The organism is Mesorhizobium sp. L103C131B0, from assembly GCF_000502275.1.
Taxonomy (GTDB): Bacteria; Pseudomonadota; Alphaproteobacteria; order Rhizobiales; family Rhizobiaceae; genus Mesorhizobium.
This window is the reverse complement of the sequence record NZ_AYXC01000016.1, coordinates 194,936-214,722: the sequence shown is the minus strand read 5'-3', so window position 1 is coordinate 214,722 and position 19,787 is coordinate 194,936. Positions and strand designations below refer to the sequence as shown.

General features: G+C 64.3%; 14 protein-coding genes. 6 read left to right on the top strand and 8 right to left on the bottom strand.

Annotation, left to right across the window (positions count from 1 at the left end):
- A complete protein-coding gene (locus X730_RS141915) occupies positions 1 to 564 on the bottom strand; it encodes a peroxidase-related enzyme (protein WP_023681420.1) in 564 nt (187 codons plus the stop codon).
- A gap of 131 nt (positions 565 to 695) precedes the next feature.
- On the opposite strand from X730_RS141915, the gene X730_RS141920 reads away from it, so the two are divergent.
- A complete protein-coding gene (locus tag X730_RS141920) occupies positions 696 to 5,486 on the top strand; it encodes an NAD-glutamate dehydrogenase (protein ID WP_023827110.1) in 4,791 nt (1,596 codons plus the stop codon).
- Between the two features lie 275 nt (positions 5,487 to 5,761).
- Positions 5,762 to 7,141: an MFS transporter gene (locus tag X730_RS141925; protein ID WP_023750353.1), complete on the top strand. Its 1,380-nt coding sequence runs from the start codon at positions 5,762 to 5,764 to the stop codon at positions 7,139 to 7,141.
- Between the two features lie 44 nt (positions 7,142 to 7,185).
- Here the strand turns inward: X730_RS141925 and purH are convergent, their stop codons facing one another.
- From purH to X730_RS141940, 3 genes are all read right to left on the bottom strand, one after another.
- Complete coding sequence (gene purH, locus X730_RS141930; protein ID WP_023752666.1) at positions 7,186 to 8,802, bottom strand: bifunctional phosphoribosylaminoimidazolecarboxamide formyltransferase/IMP cyclohydrolase; 1,617 nt, start codon at positions 8,800 to 8,802, stop codon at positions 7,186 to 7,188.
- Positions 8,803 to 8,908: 106 nt separating this feature from the next.
- Positions 8,909 to 10,633, bottom strand: a complete 1,725-nt coding sequence (locus tag X730_RS141935; RefSeq protein WP_023693200.1) for a heparinase II/III family protein — start codon at positions 10,631 to 10,633, stop codon at positions 8,909 to 8,911.
- Between the two features lie 217 nt (positions 10,634 to 10,850).
- Complete coding sequence (locus X730_RS141940) at positions 10,851 to 11,690, bottom strand: AraC family transcriptional regulator (protein WP_023693199.1); 840 nt, start codon at positions 11,688 to 11,690, stop codon at positions 10,851 to 10,853.
- Between the two features lie 93 nt (positions 11,691 to 11,783).
- Between X730_RS141940 and X730_RS141945 the strand changes: the two genes are divergently transcribed.
- Complete coding sequence (locus tag X730_RS141945; protein WP_023827109.1) at positions 11,784 to 12,716, top strand: phytanoyl-CoA dioxygenase family protein; 933 nt, start codon at positions 11,784 to 11,786, stop codon at positions 12,714 to 12,716.
- A gap of 19 nt (positions 12,717 to 12,735) precedes the next feature.
- Here the strand turns inward: X730_RS141945 and X730_RS141950 are convergent, their stop codons facing one another.
- Positions 12,736 to 14,121 (bottom strand): RsmB/NOP family class I SAM-dependent RNA methyltransferase, encoded by a 1,386-nt coding sequence (locus X730_RS141950; protein ID WP_023827108.1) that lies wholly within the window; start codon positions 14,119 to 14,121, stop codon positions 12,736 to 12,738.
- Entirely contained in the window at positions 14,112 to 15,137 is a 1,026-nt protein-coding gene (gene htpX / locus X730_RS141955) for a zinc metalloprotease HtpX (protein ID WP_023827107.1), read from the bottom strand. Before htpX ends, X730_RS141950 begins: the two co-directional genes overlap by 10 nt.
- Before the next feature lie 105 nt (positions 15,138 to 15,242).
- Here htpX and X730_RS141960 point away from each other — a divergent pair, with 105 nt between their 5' ends.
- Complete coding sequence (locus tag X730_RS141960; RefSeq protein WP_023827106.1) at positions 15,243 to 15,449, top strand: DUF1674 domain-containing protein; 207 nt, start codon at positions 15,243 to 15,245, stop codon at positions 15,447 to 15,449.
- Between the two features lie 159 nt (positions 15,450 to 15,608).
- Here the strand turns inward: X730_RS141960 and X730_RS141965 are convergent, their stop codons facing one another.
- The gene (locus tag X730_RS141965; protein ID WP_023827105.1) at positions 15,609 to 16,274 is read right to left on the bottom strand and encodes an HAD-IA family hydrolase; all 666 of its coding nucleotides are present in this window, start codon (positions 16,272 to 16,274) and stop codon (positions 15,609 to 15,611) included.
- Positions 16,275 to 16,454: 180 nt separating this feature from the next.
- Here X730_RS141965 and X730_RS141970 point away from each other — a divergent pair, with 180 nt between their 5' ends.
- A complete protein-coding gene (locus X730_RS141970) occupies positions 16,455 to 17,324 on the top strand; it encodes a transglutaminase family protein (RefSeq protein ID WP_023827104.1) in 870 nt (289 codons plus the stop codon).
- A 387-nt stretch (positions 17,325 to 17,711) separates the two neighbouring features.
- Positions 17,712 to 18,980, top strand: coding sequence for a cyclopropane-fatty-acyl-phospholipid synthase family protein (locus X730_RS141975; RefSeq protein ID WP_023747329.1), 1,269 nt, complete (start codon positions 17,712 to 17,714; stop codon positions 18,978 to 18,980).
- Between the two features lie 66 nt (positions 18,981 to 19,046).
- Here X730_RS141975 and X730_RS141980 read toward each other — a convergent pair whose 3' ends face one another.
- Complete coding sequence (locus X730_RS141980; protein ID WP_023827103.1) at positions 19,047 to 19,784, bottom strand: MOSC domain-containing protein; 738 nt, start codon at positions 19,782 to 19,784, stop codon at positions 19,047 to 19,049.
- Between the last annotated feature and the right edge of the window lie 3 nt (positions 19,785 to 19,787).

Genomic DNA, 19,787 nt, shown 5'->3' with positions numbered 1-19,787 from the left:
TCACCTCGCCATGGCGTGGTATTCGTCGTTCGGCCGCATGTCGATGGCCGCCGCCACGCGGTTCGACATGTTGAAGAAGGCGGCGGTCGAGGCGATGTCCCAGATGTCGCGGTTGGTGAAGCCGGCGTTGCGCAGTGCTTCCCTGTCCGCCTCGACGATCTTTGCCGGCTCTTCCGTCAGCTTGACGGCGAATTCGAGCATCGCCGTCTGTTTCGGTGAAAGATTGGCAGCGCGGAAGTTCATCACCATCATCTCGCCGAGAGCCGGATCGCCGGAGAGCTGGCGCACCGCCGCGCCATGCGCGGTCAGGCAATAATAGCAATGGTTGATCGAGGAGACGACGACCGCGATCATCTCCCGCTCCAGCTTCGACAGGCCGGATTCACCCAGCATCAGATCATTGTAGGTGTCGGTAAAGGCGCGCAGCTTCTTCTCGTCGAAGGCATAGGCAAGAAGCACGTTGGGAACCAGGCCGAGCTTTTCCTCGCATTTGGCGAAATAGGCTTTTGTCGCCTCGCTCAGCTCCGCGATACCGAGGTCAAGTGCGCTGATTTTGCCGGACATTGGGTCTTCCTCCTGGTTCACCGCCGCCTGACCGTCGAATTCCTGTAATTCTTATCGAGCCGTCAAACCTTTGTCGCCAAACAGCGGTCATCTGCTACCATAGTCGTAAAAGCATGTGACGGGAGGACAACATGGCGAGCGTGAAATCCGCAGCTAAGCCGAGGAAAACAGCCACTGCCGGGGTGAAACCCGACGGGAAGCCGGCCAGGCTCGCCGACTATTTGCTGGCCCGCGCGCCGGCCGAAGACATCGCCGCCTATGACGCCGCCGACCTGGAGCGCGCCTCCGACCTGGCAGGACGTGCGGTCGCCGCCCACAAAAAGGGCCAAAGTGTCGTCGCCGTCGATGCCGAGTCGGGCGTATCCCGCGAGGGCCGCCCGATGACGATCATCACCGTCGTCAACGACAACATGCCGTTCCTGTTCGATTCGATCCTCGGCGAGATCACAGAAACTGCCGGCGAACCGACTTTGGTCACCCATCCGGTCATCGTCGTGCGCCACGGCAAGGCCGGCGTCGACGAGATCCTCGGCGACGGCAGCGCCCTCAAGGACGATGGCAATCACGACCGGCTGAGCGTCGTCCATGTCCATATTCCGCGCCTGACGGCGGAGCAGGCCGACGCGCTGGCCGACCGCCTGCGCAAGATGCTCAACCAGGTGCGCGCCGCCGTCAGCGACTGGAAGCCGATGCTCGCCCGTCTCGACCAGGCGATTTCCGAATTCCGCTATTCCGCCGTGCCGCTCGACAAGAAGAGCGTTGCCGAGGCCATCGCCTTCCTTGAATGGCTGCGCGACGACAATTTCACTTTCCTTGGCATGCGCGAGTTCAAATATTCCGGCGGCGCGGAGAGCGGCAATCTGGAGCGCGCCGACAAACCCGGTCTCGGCATCCTCGCCGACCCGGATGTGCTGGTGCTCCGGCGCGGCACCGAGGCGGTGACGACGACGCCCGAAATCCGCGCCTTCCTGCATGGGCCGGAGCCGCTGATCGTCACCAAGGCCAACGCCAAGTCGCTGGTGCACCGCCGCATTTATCTCGATTATATCGGCGTCAAAACCTACACCGCCAAGGGCACGCTTGCCGGCGAGTTGCGCATGGTCGGCCTGTTCACCTCGACTGCCTACACGCGCTCGGTGATGAAAATCCCGTATCTGAGGTCAAAGGCCGAGACCATCATCGCCAAGTCCGGCTTTGACCGGCACGACCATTCCGGCAAGGCACTGATCAACGTTCTGGAGAGCTATCCGCGCGACGAACTGTTCCAGGTGCCGGTGCCGATCCTGAAGAAGCACGCCGCGGCCATTCTCGGCCTGGTCGAGCGGCCGCGGGTGCGGGCGCTGGTGCGCGCCGACCAGTTCGACCGCTTCGTCTCGATCCTCGTCTTCGTGCCGCGCGACCGCTATGACAGCGTCGTGCGCGAGAAGATCGGCACCTATCTCAAGACCGTCTTCGAGGGCCGTTTGTCGGCTTACTATCCGGCTTTCCCCGAGGGCGGGCTGGCGCGTGTGCATTTCATCATCGGCCGCTCCGGCGGCAAGACGCCGAAGGTCGAGCAGGCGGTGATCGAAGCGGCGATCCGCGACATCGTGCGAACCTGGGACGACGCGCTGGCCGAAGCCGCGGAAGCCGTCGGCGGCGATCCATCGCTGAAGGCGATCGCCGCGCGTCTGCCTGAGAGCTATCGCGATTCCTTCAGCGCGGCCGTCGCGCTGAAGGATGCGGGGCGCATCGCCGGCATCAGCACCGCCAACCCGATCGCCATCGACTATTACCGCCATGCCGAGCAGAAACCGCATCAGGCAGCGCTGAAGATCTACCACCACGGCAGCCCGGTAGCGCTGTCGCGTCGCGTGCCGGTGCTGGAAAACATCGGCTTCCGCGTCATCAGCGAGCGCACCTTCGAAGTTGGCGAGGACGGCGGCGACACCGTCTTCGTCCACGACATGGAACTGGAGAACAGCTACGGCAAGCCGATCGACCTCAGCGATGGCGGCGCGCTGTTCGAGGACGCGTTCCTGTCGGTCTGGCGCGGCGACATCGACAATGACAGCTATAACGGGCTTGCCCAGACCGCCGGCCTGTGGTCGGGCGAAGTCAGCATTCTGCGCGCCTATGGCCGCTACCTGCAGCAAGCCGGTATCCCGCAGAGCCAGGATTTCATCGCGGCCGCGCTCAACCGCTATCCCGACATTGCGCGCGGCCTGCATGCGCTGTTCGTCGCTCGTCTCGGCCCGACCGCCGAGACGGAAGGCGTGATCGCCGCCAAGCACCTCAAGGCCAAGATCAAGGACGCGCTGGAGGAAGTCCCTAACATTGATGACGACACGATCATCCGCCGCTATCTCAACCTGATCGAAGCCTCGTTGCGCACCAACCATTTCGTTGCGGGAACGAAGGCGCGGGGCCAGTCGCTGGCGATCAAGCTGGACTCGCAGGCGGTCGAAGGATTGCCAGCGCCGCGGCCGTGGCGCGAGATCTTCGTCTATGGTTCCGAGGTCGAAGGCGTGCATCTGCGCTTCGGCCCGGTTGCGCGCGGCGGCCTGCGCTGGTCGGACCGCGCCCAGGATTATCGCACCGAGGTGCTCGGCCTGGTCAAGGCGCAGCAGGTCAAGAACGCCGTCATCGTGCCGGTCGGCGCCAAGGGCGGCTTCTATCCGAAGAAGCTGCCGATGAGCGCCGGCCGCGACGCCATCTTCGAGGCCGGCACCTCGGCCTACAAGAATTTCGTTTCCAGCCTGTTGTCGATTACCGACAATATCGGGCTGGACGGTGTCATCCCGCCGGCCGGCGTTGTCAGGCGCGACCCCGACGATCCCTATTTCGTCGTCGCCGCCGACAAGGGCACGGCAACCTTCTCCGACACCGCCAATGCCATTTCGGAGAAACACGGTTTCTGGCTCGACGATGCCTTCGCCAGCGGCGGCTCGGCCGGTTACGACCACAAGAAGATGGGCATCACCGCCAAAGGCGCCTGGGAAGCGGTCAAGCGGCATTTCCGCGAGATCAACCGCGACATCCAGGCCACCCCCTTCACCGTCGTCGGCGTCGGCGACATGTCGGGCGACGTGTTCGGCAACGGCATGCTGCTGTCGCCGCAGACCAGGCTGATCGCCGCCTTCGACCATCGCGACATCTTCATCGATCCCGATCCAGACAGAGTGGCGTCGATGGCCGAGCGCGAGCGCATGTTCGCGCTGCCGCGTTCGTCTTGGCAGGACTATGACGAGACCAAACTGTCGGAAGGCGGCGTCATCGTCTCGCGCAGCCAGAAGTCGATCACGCTGCCTGCGGCAGCGGCGGCGGCGATTGGCCTCGCCAAGACCACCGCGACACCGGCCGAGATCATGACCGCCATCCTCAAGGCGAACGTCGACCTTCTGTGGTTCGGCGGCATCGGCACGTATTTACGGGCCTCGGGCGAAACCAATGCCGAAGTCGGCGACCGCGCCAATGACGCCATCCGCATCACCGCGCTCGATGTGCGGGCCAAAGTGATCGGTGAGGGCGCCAATCTCGGCGTCACGCAGCGTGCCCGCATCGAATTCGGCATGAATGGCGGTCGCTGCAACTCCGATGCCATCGACAATTCCGGCGGCGTCAACTGCTCCGACATCGAGGTCAACATCAAGATCGCGCTGGCGTCCGCCATGCGCAAGGGATCGCTGACCCGGCCGGCGCGCAACAAGCTGCTGGCCGAGATGACCGACGAGGTCGCCGGCCTCGTGCTGTCCAACAATTACGAACAGACGCTGGCGCTTTCCATCGCCCGCAAGCGCGGCCTTGCCGACATCGCGCACCAGAGCCGGTTCATGGCGGCGCTGGAGGCTCGGGGCCTGCTCGACCGCGCTGTCGAGACGCTGCCGTCGCCGGCCGCCCTTGCCGAGCGCGAGGCGCGTGGCGAGCCGCTGACCCGGGCGGAGCTTGGCGTGCTGCTCGCCTATGCCAAGATCGTGCTGTTTTCCGACATCGTCGCCAGCGACGTGCCTGACGACGCGCATTTCGACCGCGACCTGATGGGCTATTTCCCTGACCGGATGGCGAAGAAATATGCGGCCGAGATCCATGGCCACCGGCTGCGCCGCGAAATCATCGCCCGCGTCGTCGCCAACGATCTCGTCAATCGCGGCGGACCGTCATTCGTCAACCGGCTGCAGGAAGCCACGGGGCGCAGCGCGGCCGACGTGGTGCGCACCTTCGCCGTGGTGCGCGACGGCTTCGCGTTGCCGGCGCTCTATCAGGAGATCGATGCGCTGGACAGCCACATCGACGGCCAGGCGCAGCTCGATCTCTACCAGTCCGTCAGCCGGCTTATCTTCGTGACCAGCGGCTGGTATCTGAAGAACGATGCCGGCACCGCAGCGCTCGGCCAGCGCATTGCCGAACTGCAAGAGGCGCGCATGGCGCTGGAGCCGAAGCTGCTCTCGCTGCTACCGGCCTTCTCGCGCGAGCGGGTCGAGGAGAGGCGGTATGGCCTGTTCAAGGCCGGCGCCCCCGAAAAGCTCGCCGGGCAGCTGGCAATGGCCGATGTGGCGGGACTGATCCCCGACATCGCACTGACGGCGCGCACGGCCAATGCCGACGTCGTCGCCTCGGCCAAGGCGTTCTTCGCCGTCAGCGATGCCTTCCGCATTCCGCGCGTCGAAGAGGCGGCGCGTTCAATCACGCCGTCGGACTATTACGACCAGCTGGCGCTGTCGCGCGCCACCGACACGATCGGCGCGGCGCGGCGCGGCATTGCGGTGGCGGCTCTCGCCGGCCATGCCGGGACGGCGGATCCTGTGGCGGCCTGGCTGGAAGCCGGAGGCGAGCGCGTGGCGCGCATCCGCGAGCGGCTGCAGGCGCTGACCGAAGGCGGGGATATCACCGTGTCCAGGCTGTCGGTGGCTTCGGGGCTGATGAGCGATCTGACGGGGATGTGAACATCTCCGAAACGCCGGCGCCGCCCTCATTGCCCTGCCTGGCATTTCTCTCCGTATAGTGACGAGGAGAAAGGGCGGGCCGTAGCCTTGGCGCCCTTGTTGCAACGCTGGCGACTAGCGAAATCATCGATGAGAGCAACCCTCTCCCCGTCACTATTCGGGGAGAGGATGCTGGCAGGCAGGTGAGGGGCAGCGCGAATCTTTGGCGGTTTGCATGAGCATTCGAAACATGCAGACATGGCATCCGACAAGCGCGGTGTCCCGGGGGAATCATCATGGCGGCGGTAGAAACAGTGCAGCGGGCATCCGGGCACGGCATCTGGGGATGGATGTTCTTCGACTGGGCGGCGCAGCCGTTTTTCACCGTCGTCACCACCTTCATCTTCGGGCCTTATTTCGTCTCGCGCATGGCGAGCGATCCGGTCTCAGGCCAGGCGGCCTGGGGCTACGGCATCGCTGTTGCGGGCCTGGTCATTGCCGTGCTGTCTCCCATCCTCGGCTCGATTGCCGACCAGACCGGGCCGCGCAAGCCGTGGATTGCGTTCTTCGCCTCGATCAAGATCATCAGCCTTTGCCTGCTATGGTTCGCCGCTCCCGGCTCGAACCTTTTCCTGGTGGTGCTGTTCTTTTCTCTCGCTTCGGTCGCGGCGGAATTCTCGACCGTGTTCAACGATTCGATGATGCCGCGCCTGGTGCCGAAGAGCGAGATCGGCCACGTCTCCAACATTGCCTGGGGACTTGGTTATCTTGGCGGCATGATCGCGCTGATCTTTGTTGTCGCCTGTCTTGCGGGTTCGCCGGAGACCGGCAAGACGATCATCGGCATCGACCCGCTCTTTGGGCTCGACCCGAAACTCGGCGAGGACGCGCGCGCCACCGGGCCGCTGTCGGCCGGCTGGTATTTCCTGTTCATCCTGCCGATGTTCTTCTTTACGCCGGACGCCATCAAGGGGATTCCGATCGGGCCCGCGGTGCGCGAGGGGCTGTCGGAACTGAAGTCGACGCTGACTGAAGTGCGCCGGCGCAAAGGCATCTTCCGCTTCCTTGTCGCCCGCATGATTTATCAGGACGGCGTCAATGCGCTGCTCGCTTTGGGCGGCACCTTTGCGGCAGCGATGTTCCACTGGTCGATCACTGAGATCGGCATGTTCGGCATTATCCTCAACGTCGTCGCCATCGTCGGCTGCCTGGTTGCCGCATGGCTGGACACCGCGCTTGGCTCCAAGACCATCGTGATGATTTCGCTCGTCCTGCTCAGCATCGCCACCATCGGCATCGTTTCGACCGGGCCAGGCTACACATTGTTCGGCGCCTGGATGATGCCGGGAGCCGATAGTGGCGGCCTGTTCGGCACGGCGGCGGAAAAGGCCTACATTTTCTATGGCCTGTTAATCGGGCTGGCGTTCGGACCGGTGCAGGCGTCGTCACGCTCCTACATGGCGCGCAGCGTGACCGCAGCCGAATCCGGCCGCTATTTCGGCATCTATGCGCTGGCCGGAAGGGCCACGAGTTTCCTGGCGCCGTTCATGGTGGCGTCGATCACGCTCGCCAGCGGCTCGGCGCGGCTCGGCATGGCGGCCATCGTGCTGTTCCTGGGCGTTGGGATCGCGATATTGATCTGGACGCCGTACCCGGCGGATCAGCCGGTGGAATAGCGCCGCACTTTTCCTTCTCCCCTTGTGGGAAAAGGCAGAGGCGCTCAATGCCTGAAATGCCTCACGCCGGTAAACACCATAGCAATGCCATGCGCGTCGGCAGCGGCGATAACGTCGTCGTCGCGCATCGAGCCGCCGGGCTGGATCACCGCCGTGGCGCCGGCTTCGATGGCTGAGATCAGCCCGTCGGCGAAAGGGAAGAAAGCGTCGGAGGCGACCACCGAGCCCTTGGTCAACGGCTCCGCGAGGCCAGCTGCTTCCGCCGCGTCGAGGGCCTTGCGGGCGGCGATGCGCGAGGAATCGACGCGGCTCATCTGGCCGGCGCCGATGCCGACGGTAGCGCCGTCTTTTGCATAGACGATGGCGTTCGACTTGACGTGCTTGGCGATGCGGAAAGCGAATTTGAGGTCGGCCATCTCGGCCGCACTCGGTGCGCGCTTGGTCACCACCTTGAGCTCGAGATCGTCGACCACCGCGTTGTCGCGGCCCTGGACGAGCATGCCGCCGGCGACGGATTTCACAGTGATGCCGCCGGCGTGCGGATCGGGCAGACCGCCGGTGACCAGCAGTCGCAAATTCTTTTTGGCGGCGATGATGCGGACAGCGTCCTCCGACGCGTTCGGCGCGATGATCACCTCGGTGAAGGTTTTTACGATCTCCTGCGCCGCTTCCGCATCGAGGATGCGGTTCATGGCGACGATACCGCCAAAGGCCGAAACCGGGTCGCAGGCCAGCGCTCTCGCATAGGCAGCAGCCAGCGAAGCGTCCTCGGCGACGCCGCACGGGTTGGCGTGCTTGATGATGGCAACGGCGGCGCAGCGGTTGGGGTCGAACTCGCCCACCAGCTCGAAGGCGGCATCGGTGTCGTTGATGTTGTTGTAGGACAGCTGCTTGCCCTGCAACTGGCGAGCCGTGGCGACCCCCGGCCGCTTGTCGCCATTGACATAGAAGCCGGCGCTCTGATGCGGGTTCTCGCCATAGCGCATGACACTTTCCAGCCTGCCCCCGAAGGCGCGCCAGGTCGGATGCTCGATCTCCAGCGTTTCGGCGAACCAGCCGGAGATCGCCGCATCGTAGCTGGCGGTGCGGGCAAAGGCCTTTGCCGCCAGCTTCTGGCGGAAATCCAGCGACAGCGAGCCGATGTTCATCTCTAGCGCGTTCAGCACCGAGGCATAATCGCCGGGATCGGTGACGATGGCGACATAGGCATGGTTCTTGGCCGAGGCGCGGATCATCGCCGGGCCGCCAATGTCGATGTTCTCGACAACAGCGGCATAGTCGGCGCCGGAGCGGCGGACCTCCTCGAACGGGTAGAGATTGGAGACGAGCAGATCGATCGGCTCGATGCCGTGATCGTGCATCGCCTTGGCGTGTTCGGGATCGTCGCGCACGCCGAGCAGTGCGCCATGCACCGACGGGTGCAGCGTCTTGACGCGGCCGTCCATGATCTCGGGAAAGCCTGTCAGTTCCGAGACGTCACGCACCGCCAGCCCCGCCTCGGCGATCGCCTTTGCCGTACCTCCGGTCGAGACCAGCTCGACGCCGGCCGCGACCAGCCCTTTGGCGAAGTCGGTCAGGCCGGTCTTGTCGAAGACGGAAAGCAGGGCGCGGCGGACCGGAAGGAGGTCGGGTGCCGGAATGTTCTTGGCGGCGACGGCCATGGGCTGGCGGCCTTTCAGGGCTGATTGGAGAGCGTTGCCGGGCCGTAGCACATGAGGTCAGGAAATCAAGCCGGAAGCTCGATCAAGCCGGCGCCGGCAACGACGCTCAGCTGTTCTCGGGATAGCCGGCGATGCCGGTGCGCGTGAGCTGCCAATGCACCTCGGCGATCTCCGAGGCCTTGAAGGCGAGCACGATCTGGCGGCTGCGGCGCGGGCCGCCAAGGCCGGCGAAATAGATCGATTCCTCGACCTCCGGCACCACTTCGGTGCAGGTGAACACCCATGTGTCGGCCTGGTCGGCGGTCAGCACCAGGCGGTCATGCTCGTCCTGCAAAAGGTTGATATCAGGGTGGATGTGGAAGCGCACCACGACGAAGTCGCGGCCATTGTTGCGGATCGCCGCACCGCCCGGGCGGAGGAAGCGATCCCTGCCGGCGAGCACATTGCCCTCGCTCGACAGTTTCAGCTCGCGCTCATGCAGGAAGCCAAAGCGCTGCATATAGCCGTCATGGCGGGCGATGAAGCCTTGCGTGCCCTTCTGGTCGATGCGCTTGCAAGGCACATGCTGCGGGCCGCCGAGCAAGGGTGAGCCGAGCAGGTCGTTGACGCGCAGCGAATGGGAAAACCGCGCCGACGAGGTGTCGTTGATGGTGGCGGTCGAATGCGCCGCGGTGGCACGGGCCAGCGGCCGGAACTCGGCAGCGCCATAGGTGTCGATGCCGGCATTGACGATATAATGCTGGCGACCGGACGAGAGTTCGAAGGCCAGGCACCCGGCATGCGCGGCGTTGGACACATCGACGGCCGGCGACGGGCCGGTATCGGCAATCACCGTCACGCCGCCCATCGACAGGCGCTCATAGCCGGAATGCGGCGCGTGCAGCAGCGGCGCGCCGGCGGTGTCGTCGTGGCGCAAGATGGTGGCTATACGGTCGTGGATGGTGGCGCCCATGCCGTTGAAGCGGGCGAGGCTGCCATCCTGATGGCGGAAGAAGCGCAGCGCCGGCAGCATGCGGTCGATGGCGCCCATCAGGGCGGCCGGTGGCGTTTCGGCCTGGTTGGCATAGGTCTGACGCAGCGGCAGGAGATCGGCGAGCAATTCGAGCACCGCCATCGGGTTGCGCGAAATATGGCCGCCATCGGGAAGGATCTGGCGGTCGAGTTCTTCCGCCAGGTTGCGGGTGGCGCCGCGCAGTGCCGAGGCCGGCGCCGGCAGCGACAGCGCGGCGAAGGCAAGCGCGATACGAGCGCGCAGCCTGTCCTTGCCGTCCGGCATCTCGCGCGCCATCGAGCGGAGATAGCGGATCTGCACGGCGAGCGATTTCAGGAAGGCGCGATAGAACGGAAATTCGGCCCCTTGTAGGACAACCGAGGAGTGTTGCAACCAGGCAATGACTCGCTTGGCGGTGGTGCCGGGCTCCCAGGCTATGCCGGAAATCTGGTTGCCATGCATGGCGATCCAGTCGGAGACAAGCGCGCGTGCATTGGCGGCGGCCAGCTCGGTGCCGGCGGCGCGCATATGGCGCAGCCAGCGAAAGCCGTGCAGCGTCTTCACCCAGCCGCGATTGGCGACATCGATCTGGAATGGCGATTTGCCGCCGGTCTCGACCAGATGTCCCGACAGCGGATAGCGGCCATAATAAATCTCGAGCGCGATCTGCGGATCGGCGAGCCTGAGGTCGGGCGGTGCGATCAGGACGCGTTCGGGCGTGCGCCCGGAATAGCGCCAGCGATAGACTGGCCCTGCGCGAAGGCGCCGGCGCGTCTTGCGCCAAAACTCCTTAGCGACAAGCGTCCACAGACGTGTCGTGCTGCCGGCAGCCAGTGCCAAAACCCCTCCTCGTCGCCTGGAGCTAGAGCATGCTGTCGTCCGAAAACCGCGTCGCAGGTTTCGGCATCATGTTCCGGTACCCCAGCACAAGCTTATATGATTCAAGAACTTATGCGAAGTCGAATTCCGCCGACGTGAAGCGCCTCACGCTGCCGGCCACCGACCCACCCCGAAAAAAGTCAAGCGCTTCGCGGGCTTAAGCCCGGCAATCCGGCACTCACTTGCGGTTGTGGCGAGACCGAAATTCGCTGGGCGAACAGTTTTCGCGGTCGCGAAACAGACGGGAGAAATAGAAGGCGTCGTGGATGCCGACGGCGGCCGCAATGGACTCGATGGGCGAATCGGAGGCGGCCAGCATCTGTTTGGCGCGGTCGAGCCTCGTGCGCAGTTGGAAGGCCTTGGGCGACATGCCGGCTGCCCGCGCAAATCTGCGCCGCAAGGTTGCCGGCGACATCGAGAATTTCGCGGCGAAGGCATCGAGATCCACCGGGTCGCACGCGCAGCGGCGCAATTCGTCGATGATGGGCTGCATGTCGGCATGCTGGAAGCCGGGATTTCGTTGACGGTTGTTCCAATCCATTGCCTGGCGGGCAGCACGCACGACGATGCGATGCATCGTGGCGGCGGCTTCTGCCTGGCTCAGCATCGTATCGAGCGACAGCTCACCGTGCAGCCTGTCGAACAGCCGCTGCATTTTGCCGAGGTCGCGCAAGGGGACGACAGGGGCGTCCTCGGCGATCAGCCGCAGCCGGGTGAAATCGCGTATCAAGGCCCCGTCGAAGAGCGCCCAGCGTTCGAGCCAGCCCGATGCGTCCGGCCCGTAGGAATGCATTCTCCCGGGAAGCAGCCAGAACAGGGCCGGCGCTTGGATCGTCTGCATGCCGGCAGTCCTGGTTTCAAGCCAGCCTTGACCGTTCTCAATCAGCACCACGGCGAATTCCGGCAATTTGCGCGCTTGGATCGCCTGAGTGACGCGATGCCGACCAATCCCTGTAACCGACAGGCCGCCGGCCGCGGCCGGTGCGGATCTGTAGAGTGCGTAAGAGAGATCGTTCATGAGCGAAAAGTCCATGGCTTCGTTCTGTCCATGGGCGAGTGTGCGAACAGTATGACATTTCCAGCTAAGGATAAAAAATCGCAGGTGGCTGAAATGTCAAGCTCAACAGGTGGCACGCAACGACAGATTCCTGTTGCGTCAATCGATCTGAACGCCAACGGCAAGACATTATCGATGGCGCCGAACCGGTTGGGTCATCTCGTGCCAACCGACGCCGGGGTCGGCATCGATGCCATTCGCGGCCTCCTTGCCGAGCAAGGCTATGTCTGGCTGAAAGGTATCCTGCCGCGCCGCGACGTCATGGATTTTCGCGGCTGGGTGTTTTCGTATCTGGCCGACACCGGCTTGCTGCAGCCCGGGTCCGATCCCGCGCTTGGCCTGGCGGCCGGCACGTTCGACCGTCAGCTCGCCGATCGCCGGTTGATGGCGCTGGTTCGCTCCACCGCCTATGAAGGGTTCTGCGCACAGCCCCGGATGGCCCGGCTGATGGATGCGTTCGTCGGCGGGCTGTCCTATTTGCACAAGCGCAAGATCATGCGTTTCACCCAACCGGGCACCACTGTGGCGACGCCGGCGCATTACGACCTCGTCTATCTGCGCGGCGGCACCAGCCGCATCGTCACTGCCTGGATCCCGATCGGCGACGTTCCCGTCGACATGGGCGGCCTCGTCTATCTCGAGGGATCGCACCCCATCGGCCTCGACATGGAGGCCCGGTTCGCCAGGGAAAATGCCGGGCTGAGCCCGCAGGAGCGCATCAGCGCCTACAACAGGAACATGAGCGAGGGCGGCTGGGTGTCGAAGGACCTGCCCGACATGGCGGAGCGGTTCGATACACGCTGGCTGATCGCGGATTTCGAGGCCGGCGATGTCGTCCTCCACTCGCCCTACATGATCCACGCCTCGACGACCAACCAGAGCGCGGAGGGGCGTATCCGGCTCTCCACCGATATCCGCTACCAGAATGTCGATGATGAGATCGATGCAAGGTGGGGGAAGCACTGGTCCTTGGACGACATGCTTTAGGCATGTCGTCGCGTCGGAGTCAGGCCAGTCGTCGCATGCGGGCGGCGAAGAAGCCGTCAAGGCCGGAAACCCCTGGCGAACCAAGGTCAAGATCGGCGGGTGTGGTGCGCAGCGTGCCTTGCGGGGTCAGGAAGGCGTCGATTCCAGCGATTTCGCCGGGCTGCAGCGGATCGTCGGCGACGGTCTTGTTGCCGGCCAGAAAGGCGCGATACAGATCCTCGCCTTCGATCGGGTCCAGCGAACAGTTGGAAAAAACAATCCGGCCGCCCGGTTTGACCAAAGTGACGGCGCGGGCGAGCAGCTTTGCTTGCAGATCGGCTAGCTTTTCGACGTCGGCTAACGTCTTGGTCCATTGCACGTCCGGGTGGCGCCGAACCGTGCCGGTGGAAGAGCAGGGCGCGTCGAGCAGGACGGCGTCGAAAAGCTCCGCCGGCTGGTATTTCAGCAGATCGGCCTGCACGATCTCGGCGGACAGCCCAAGCCGTTCGAGGTTCTGCGTCAGCCGCGCCAGCCGGTTCTTCGAGGTGTCCAAGGCGGTGACTTTGGCGCCGGCAAGGATAAGCTGAGCGGTCTTGCCGCCGGGGGCGGCGCAGAGGTCGGCGACGCGTAATCCTTTGACATCGCCGAACAGCCGCGCCGGAAAACTGGCGGCGGCGTCCTGGACCCACCATGCGCCTTCGCTGAAGCCCGGCAGTTCGGTGACGGAGGCGCTGAGCTTTTCCACTCGCACCGTGCCGGTCGGCAGCACGATGCCGCCGAACTTTTCGGCCCACAATTCGGGATCGGCCTTGACCGTGAAATCGACCGGCGCCTCAACGCGATGCGCCGCCAGGATCTGTCTGGTCATCTCGGCGCCATAGGCGGCCTTCAGCCGGTCGGAGAACCATTTTGGCGCCTCGTCGGTGGCGGCAAGAGCTGCCGGCAGTTCGGTCTCCTTGGCGCGCACCAAAGTGCGCAGCACGCCATTAACGAGGCCGGAAAAGCGCTGCGTGCGTGGGTCCGACTTGGCGTGGGTCACAGCCAAATCGACGGCGGCGCTGTCGGGGATGTCGAGGAACAGGATCTGCGCCGCCGCAACATGCAGGATGTGCGACAAAGCTGTGGCGTTGGGCGGCAGCGGCTTTTCAAGGCGGCGGGCGAGGAGCCCGGCAATGGTCATGCGGTAGCGCAGCGCGGTCACCAGTATGGCGCGCACCAGGCCGCGGTCGCGCAGGTCGAGCACCTTGTATTGCGGATGGCCGTTCTCGTGGTCCGTCAGCCCGTCGAGCGGCGTCTTGGCGTCGATAACGGCGGCCAGCAGCCGCGCCGCTGCCTTGCGCGCGGCGAGGCCGGCGACGAATTCGTCCGAGCTGTTTTCGCGATCGCCTGAATGTGCGGGCCGGGATCTGGCGCCGCTCACGACCACGGACCTTTGGGTCCGGTCGGATTGCGGCCCCACGGATTGGCTTTCGGCTTGGCCGGTCTGGTCGGCGGAGTGGGGCGTGCTGCCTTGCCCCACGGGCCTTGCACGGCATCGGCCGGGAATTCTTCTGTTTGCCCGGGCGTCGGCGCTTGGCGCGGCGCCGGCTGGCGGCCTGCCATGTCGCGCGCCATCGCCTGCAGCGCGGCGATGCGGTTGTCGGTATTCGGGTGGGTCGAAAACAGGCTGTCCATGCGCTCGCCGTGAAGGGGATTGATGATGAAGAGATGCGCGGTCGCGGGATTGCGTTCGGCATCCGGGTTGCGGATGCGTTCGGCGCCGCGGGCGATCTTGTCAAGCGCTGATGCCAGCCAAAGCGGATTTCCAACGATTTCGGCGCCGCGCCGGTCGGCTTCGTATTCGCGGGTGCGGCTGACCGCCATCTGCACGATCATGGCGGCGAAGGGCGCGACCAGCATCGCCACCAGCACGCCGACAAAGCCGAACGGGTTGTTGTTGTCGCGGCTACCGCCGAAGAAGAAGGCGAAATTGCCGAGCATCGAGATGGCGCCGGCGAGTGTCGCGACAATGGTCATGGTCAGCGTGTCTCGATGCTGGATGTGGGCCAGCTCATGCGCCATGACTGCCGCCACCTCCTCATGCGAAAGGCGCTCCAGCAGCCCGGTCGAGGCCGCGACCGCGGCGTTCTCGGGATTGCGGCCGGTGGCGAAGGCGTTCGGCTGCGGATTGTCGATCAGATAGGTCTTGGGCATCGGCAGGCCGGCCTGCTTGGCCAGCGCCTCGACGATGGCGTGGAATTCGGGCGCGTTCTTCGCGTTGACCTCGACGGCGTGGTTCATCGACAGCACCATCTTGTCGGCATTCCAGTAGCTGAACAGATTGGTGCCCGCGGCGACCAGGAAGGCGATCATCATGCCGCCGGTGCCGCCGATCAGAAAGCCGACGCCCATGAACAGCGCCGTCATCGCGGCCAGGAGCATGGTGGTGCGTAGCGTGCTCATTGTCTGCTCCCTGTGCGGCCGTGGCAAAAAAAGGTCGATCGGGGTGAACTCATGGCTATATGATGGGAAACGCCGCCCTTCGTTTCAATCCGCCCGGAATATCGCATGACCGACCAACCCAGCAAAGCCGATGCCGACCGGGAGACGGACCTGACGCCGGCGGCCAGCCGGGCGCTGGCTGAAGCCGAGGCGCGCCGTGAAGCGTATCGCCAGAAGGAAGCTGCGCTGCCGAAGGAAATCGGCGGCCGCGGCGGCAAGGAACCCGGCCGCTACGGCGACTGGGAAGTGAAGGGACTGGCTAGCGATTTCTAGGGGTTCAGGAACGGAAGAACTGGGGAACTGGTGAACTGAAGAGTTGAAGAAAAAGGCGCATTGCAGTCCTCCAGTCCTCCAGTCCTCCAGTCCTCCAGTCCTCCAGTCCTCCAGTCCTCCAGTCCTCCAGTCCTCCAGTTCCTCCAGTCCTCCAGTTCCTCAGGCCGCGCTGCGCTGTGCTCCCAGCGTCATCCAGCCGCTGTCATCGATGGCGATGGAGACGGTTTCGTAGCCGCTAATCGAGTTGTGCTGAGTCGTCATAGGATGCTGGTGAGTGGCGCTGATCACCATCACCGACGCGCCCGCTGCTTCCGCCGCCGCGATACCGGCCGGTGCGTCCTCGAAGACCAGACAGTCGCCGATATCGACGCCGAGCCGTTTTGCCGCCAGCAGGAAACAGTCGGGCGCCGGCTTGCCGTGCGACACATCCTCGGCCGCGACCACCAAGGCGGGAACCGGGATGCCGGCGGCCCGCATGCGCAGCAGCGCCAACGGGCGCGGCGCCGAGGTGACGATCGCCCAGCGCTCTGGCGGCAAAGCGTTGAGGAACGGCACGGCGCCGGCGATCGGCAGCACGCCTTCGACATCGTCCGACTCGGCCTGCAACAGCACAAACGCCTCATGAACAGGGTCGAGGCCGGGAAGCGCCAGCCTGGTGATGGTCTCGACCGCCCGCACGCCATGGATCGTCGGCAGGAAGGCTTCGACGTCGAGACCGTGCTTAAGCGCCCACGCCGCCCAGACGCGCTCGGCCGAGGCGATCGAATTGAGCACCGTGCCATCCATATCGAACAGGAACGCGGCGAATTTTCTGCCTGCAAACATCAGATTTTCCACGGGGTTAGGGATCGTTTCGGGAGGGTCGAAACATGTCGTGCGACCGTAACGTCGCCACGCCTGCCTGGGAAGCCGCGGGAGAGCCTTTTCGATAGTTCCAGGGAACCATGGTCCCGCCTCTGGCGTTTTGAGCATACTGTTTTCCACGGGATCGAAGGGGCAATCATTGTGCTGATCCGGCTCGGCTACGAAATCGCCATTGAATGCGTCGGCGCCACGCCGGTCATCTCGCTGCTTGATATCCACAGGGATCGTCAGGCCGACATCAAACGGCAGACGCGCGTGCTGACGTCGCCTTCAGTGCCGAGCAAGGTCTATCACGATCTGTTCGGCAATACCTGCCGCCGCTTCACCGCACCCGCCGGCAGTTTCCGCATTCTCTATGACGCAGTCGTCGAGGACAGCGGGGAGCCTGACGAGGTCAACACGCTGGCCAGGGAAGTGCCGGTGGCGGAACTGCCGGACGATGTGCTCGGCTACCTCCTCGGCAGCCGCTATTGCGAGACCGATCATCTGAGCAGTCTGGCCTGGCAGCTTTTCGGCCATGTTCCCTCCGGCTGGGCGCGGGTGCAGGCGATCGTCGACTATGTCCACAACCGGCTGTCCTTCGGCTATGGCTATGCGCGGTCGACGCGCACCGCAGCCCAAGCGCATGAGGAGCAGGTTGGTGTATGCCGCGACTTCGCCCATCTGGCGATCACGCTCTGCCGCTGCATGAACATCCCGGCCCGCTATGTGAACGGTTATCTCGGCGACATCGGCGTACCGGCCGACCCGGCGCCGATGGATTTTTCGGCCTGGATGGAAGTGTTCCTCGACGGCAAATGGTACACGTTCGACCCGCGTCATAATCGTCCGAGGATAGGCCGCGTCGTCATCGCGCGCGGTCGTGATGCCACGGATGTCCCGCTGCTGCACAGCTTCGGCCCGCACCAACTTTCGCTGTTCAAGGTCTGGACCTACGAGCAGGAAGGCAATCTGTTCAACCCGCCCTATCACGGCGTCGACAAGACGGTGAGCGCGCGGATGCTGGCGTGACCGGATTCTGATCCGCTTCGACACACAATCCGGAAATGGAAAAGGCCGCCGCTCCTTGACGAAGCCGGCGGCCTTCCGTGTTTCCGTCCGTGGCGCGGCCAATGGCGGCGACCGAGGTCACCCGCCGCGCTTATCGCGCCTTAACGGGAAGACTGCTTCCCGAAAGTGCAATCCGCTGAGGCCACGTTCTGGAAAACGAAATCACTCGACATCGGATCACCTCCTTTCGATTTGTTGAACACGTATAGATGATGGGGTGCGTTGCAGCAAAAAACAAGATGCCGATTTGAAATAGCTGGCGAGCCGCCTTTTGCGCCGGGTTGCGAAGAGCCGCCAGGGCGGGCAAAATCCATGCAAGGTGGATTGTCAGGACTCGGGAGGATGGCCATGGAGGCAGCCGAGAAGGCCGCGCGCATCGTGCGAACGGTGATCGAAACGCTGAAGCCGGGTTTTGCGGTCAAGCTGTGGACCGGCGAGCGGATCGGTCCCGCCACCGGGCCCGTGCTCACCATCAACGACCAGGACATCGTCTGGCAGGTGGTGAAGCGGCCATCGTTGTCGACGCTGATCGAGATGTGGATTTCCAAGACGATAGACATCGAAGACGGGACGATTTTCGATTTTTATGCACTGCCGTCGCAAGGCAAGCTCAGGACCAAGCTCAAGTCGCTGCCGAAGCTGGCGATCCTGCGCGACCTGCCGGCGGTGCTCCTGTCACGCAAGCAGATGAGTGCACGCACCGATCTGTCGGGTCGCAACCCCTATGTCAGCGGGTCGAGCCAGGAGGCGATCCAGCATCACTACGACATTTCGAATGCCTTTTACCGGCTCTTCCTCGACGAGCGCATGGTCTACAGCTGCGGCTACTTTACGGATTTCGCCAATGGCATCGACCAGGCGCAGGCCGACAAGCTCGACCATATCTGCCGCAAGCTCAGGCTGAAATCGGGCGAAAAGCTGCTCGACATCGGCTGCGGCTGGGGCGCCATGCTGATCCATGCGGCCAAAAATTACGGCGTCGTCGGCCATGGCGTGTCGCTGTCGCAGGCGCAGACCGATCTCGCCCGCGAGCGCATCCGCGCCGAAGGGCTGCAGGACCGCATCACCATCGAGATCAAATCCTATGCGGAACTCAAAGGCTCCTTCGACAAGATATCGTCGATCGGCATGTTCGAGCATCTCGGCCTCGCCAACCACGCCAGCTATTTCAAGACCATCCATCGCTTGCTGAAGCCCGGCGGCATCTATCTGCACCACGCCATCACCAGGCGCAGCAAGGGCGACTTGAAGAAAACCTTGCGCAAGGGGCCGGAGTTCAAGGCGCTGCTCAAATACATTTTCCCAGGCGGCGAACTCGACACGATCGGCATGACGCTGGGCAATCTGGAGGCGCATGGCTTCCTGGTCTACGACGTCGAGAATCTGCGCGAGCACTATGCGCGCACCTGCCGGCTGTGGGCCGAGCGGCTGCAGGCTCGCTTCGACGAGGCGGTCGCCGAAGTCGGCGATGCCAAGGCACGGCTGTGGCTGCTTTATCTCACCGGCTGCTCGATCACCTTCGAGCGCGCCTCGGCGCAGATTTTTCAGACCGTCGTCACCAAACGCGCACGCGGCCCGAGCGGGCTGCCGCCGACACGGGCGGATCTGTATCGGTAGAGATAGGATTCGGGGCCGAACCCCACGCTTTCCAAGGTCTGCGATTCGCTGCCTCGCGGTAGAGGCCTACACGAACCGCATCGGCGCGCCGATCTCGACGCGGGCAGGCCTGTCCACAGTGCAATAGACGCCGAGATTATGGGCGTTGTGGCGGACCAGATTGCGCAGGATGCCGGGATCGTGGTCGAAGCCGTCCTGGCTGATGATGGTGAAGCCGCAGCGGCGGCACGGCTCCGAGACGGTCACCAGCAGGTCGCCGATGGCAAGCTTGCGGCCAATCCATTCGGTCTCGGGAAACGAGCTCTCGACCGCCGCCATGTCGACGACAATGTTGGGGCGGAAGCGGCGCGGATCGGGAATGCCTTCGGGGTGCAGCGCCTTTAGCCGCGCCAGCGATGCGGTGGTCAAGAGATGGATCGGCGCTTTGCGGTAGCGCGCCGCGGTGAGCGGGCCGGTGTAGCCGGGGGCGTTGTCCTGGCTGAACGGCCGGATCGAGGCGGCGAAGCCGAGATAGGCCGAGACGGCGCTGTCGCATTCAGCGCCCGGCGCTATCAGCCAGTCGCCGTCGGGAACGGCGATCTCCAGCTTGCGGTCCTTGCTCAGCCGGGTGCGGATGCGCGGCACCTTGTGCCACTTGGCGTCGCGGTCCGGCCGCGCGATCTCATTATCCGAGACATCGACAAGGCCGAACAGCCGGTCGCCGTCGATGGTTTCAAGGCCGACCGAAATGGCGTCCTGGCGTTCGCCGGCAAGCGAACTTGCGGGGTAACGCCAGAGCTCCGTGACTGCGCCCAGTGCAGCCATCAA

Excerpts from the sequence above, each read along its gene's own strand:
- X730_RS141940 (WP_023693199.1), bottom strand. The coding sequence starts at position 11,690 with ATGAACGATCTCTCTTACGCACTCTACAGATCCGCACCGGCCGCGGCC.
- htpX (WP_023827107.1), bottom strand. The coding sequence starts at position 15,137 with ATGAGCACGCTACGCACCACCATGCTCCTGGCCGCGATGACGGCGCTG.
- X730_RS141920 (WP_023827110.1), top strand. The coding sequence starts at position 696 with ATGGCGAGCGTGAAATCCGCAGCTAAGCCGAGGAAAACAGCCACTGCC.
- purH (WP_023752666.1), bottom strand. The coding sequence starts at position 8,802 with ATGGCCGTCGCCGCCAAGAACATTCCGGCACCCGACCTCCTTCCGGTC.
- X730_RS141980 (WP_023827103.1), bottom strand. The coding sequence starts at position 19,784 with ATGGCTGCACTGGGCGCAGTCACGGAGCTCTGGCGTTACCCCGCAAGT.
- X730_RS141960 (WP_023827106.1), top strand. The coding sequence starts at position 15,243 with ATGACCGACCAACCCAGCAAAGCCGATGCCGACCGGGAGACGGACCTG.
- X730_RS141975 (WP_023747329.1), top strand. The coding sequence starts at position 17,712 with ATGGAGGCAGCCGAGAAGGCCGCGCGCATCGTGCGAACGGTGATCGAA.
- X730_RS141965 (WP_023827105.1), bottom strand. The coding sequence starts at position 16,274 with ATGTTTGCAGGCAGAAAATTCGCCGCGTTCCTGTTCGATATGGATGGC.
- X730_RS141915 (WP_023681420.1), bottom strand. The coding sequence starts at position 564 with ATGTCCGGCAAAATCAGCGCACTTGACCTCGGTATCGCGGAGCTGAGC.
- X730_RS141945 (WP_023827109.1), top strand. The coding sequence starts at position 11,784 with ATGTCAAGCTCAACAGGTGGCACGCAACGACAGATTCCTGTTGCGTCA.
- X730_RS141925 (WP_023750353.1), top strand. The coding sequence starts at position 5,762 with ATGGCGGCGGTAGAAACAGTGCAGCGGGCATCCGGGCACGGCATCTGG.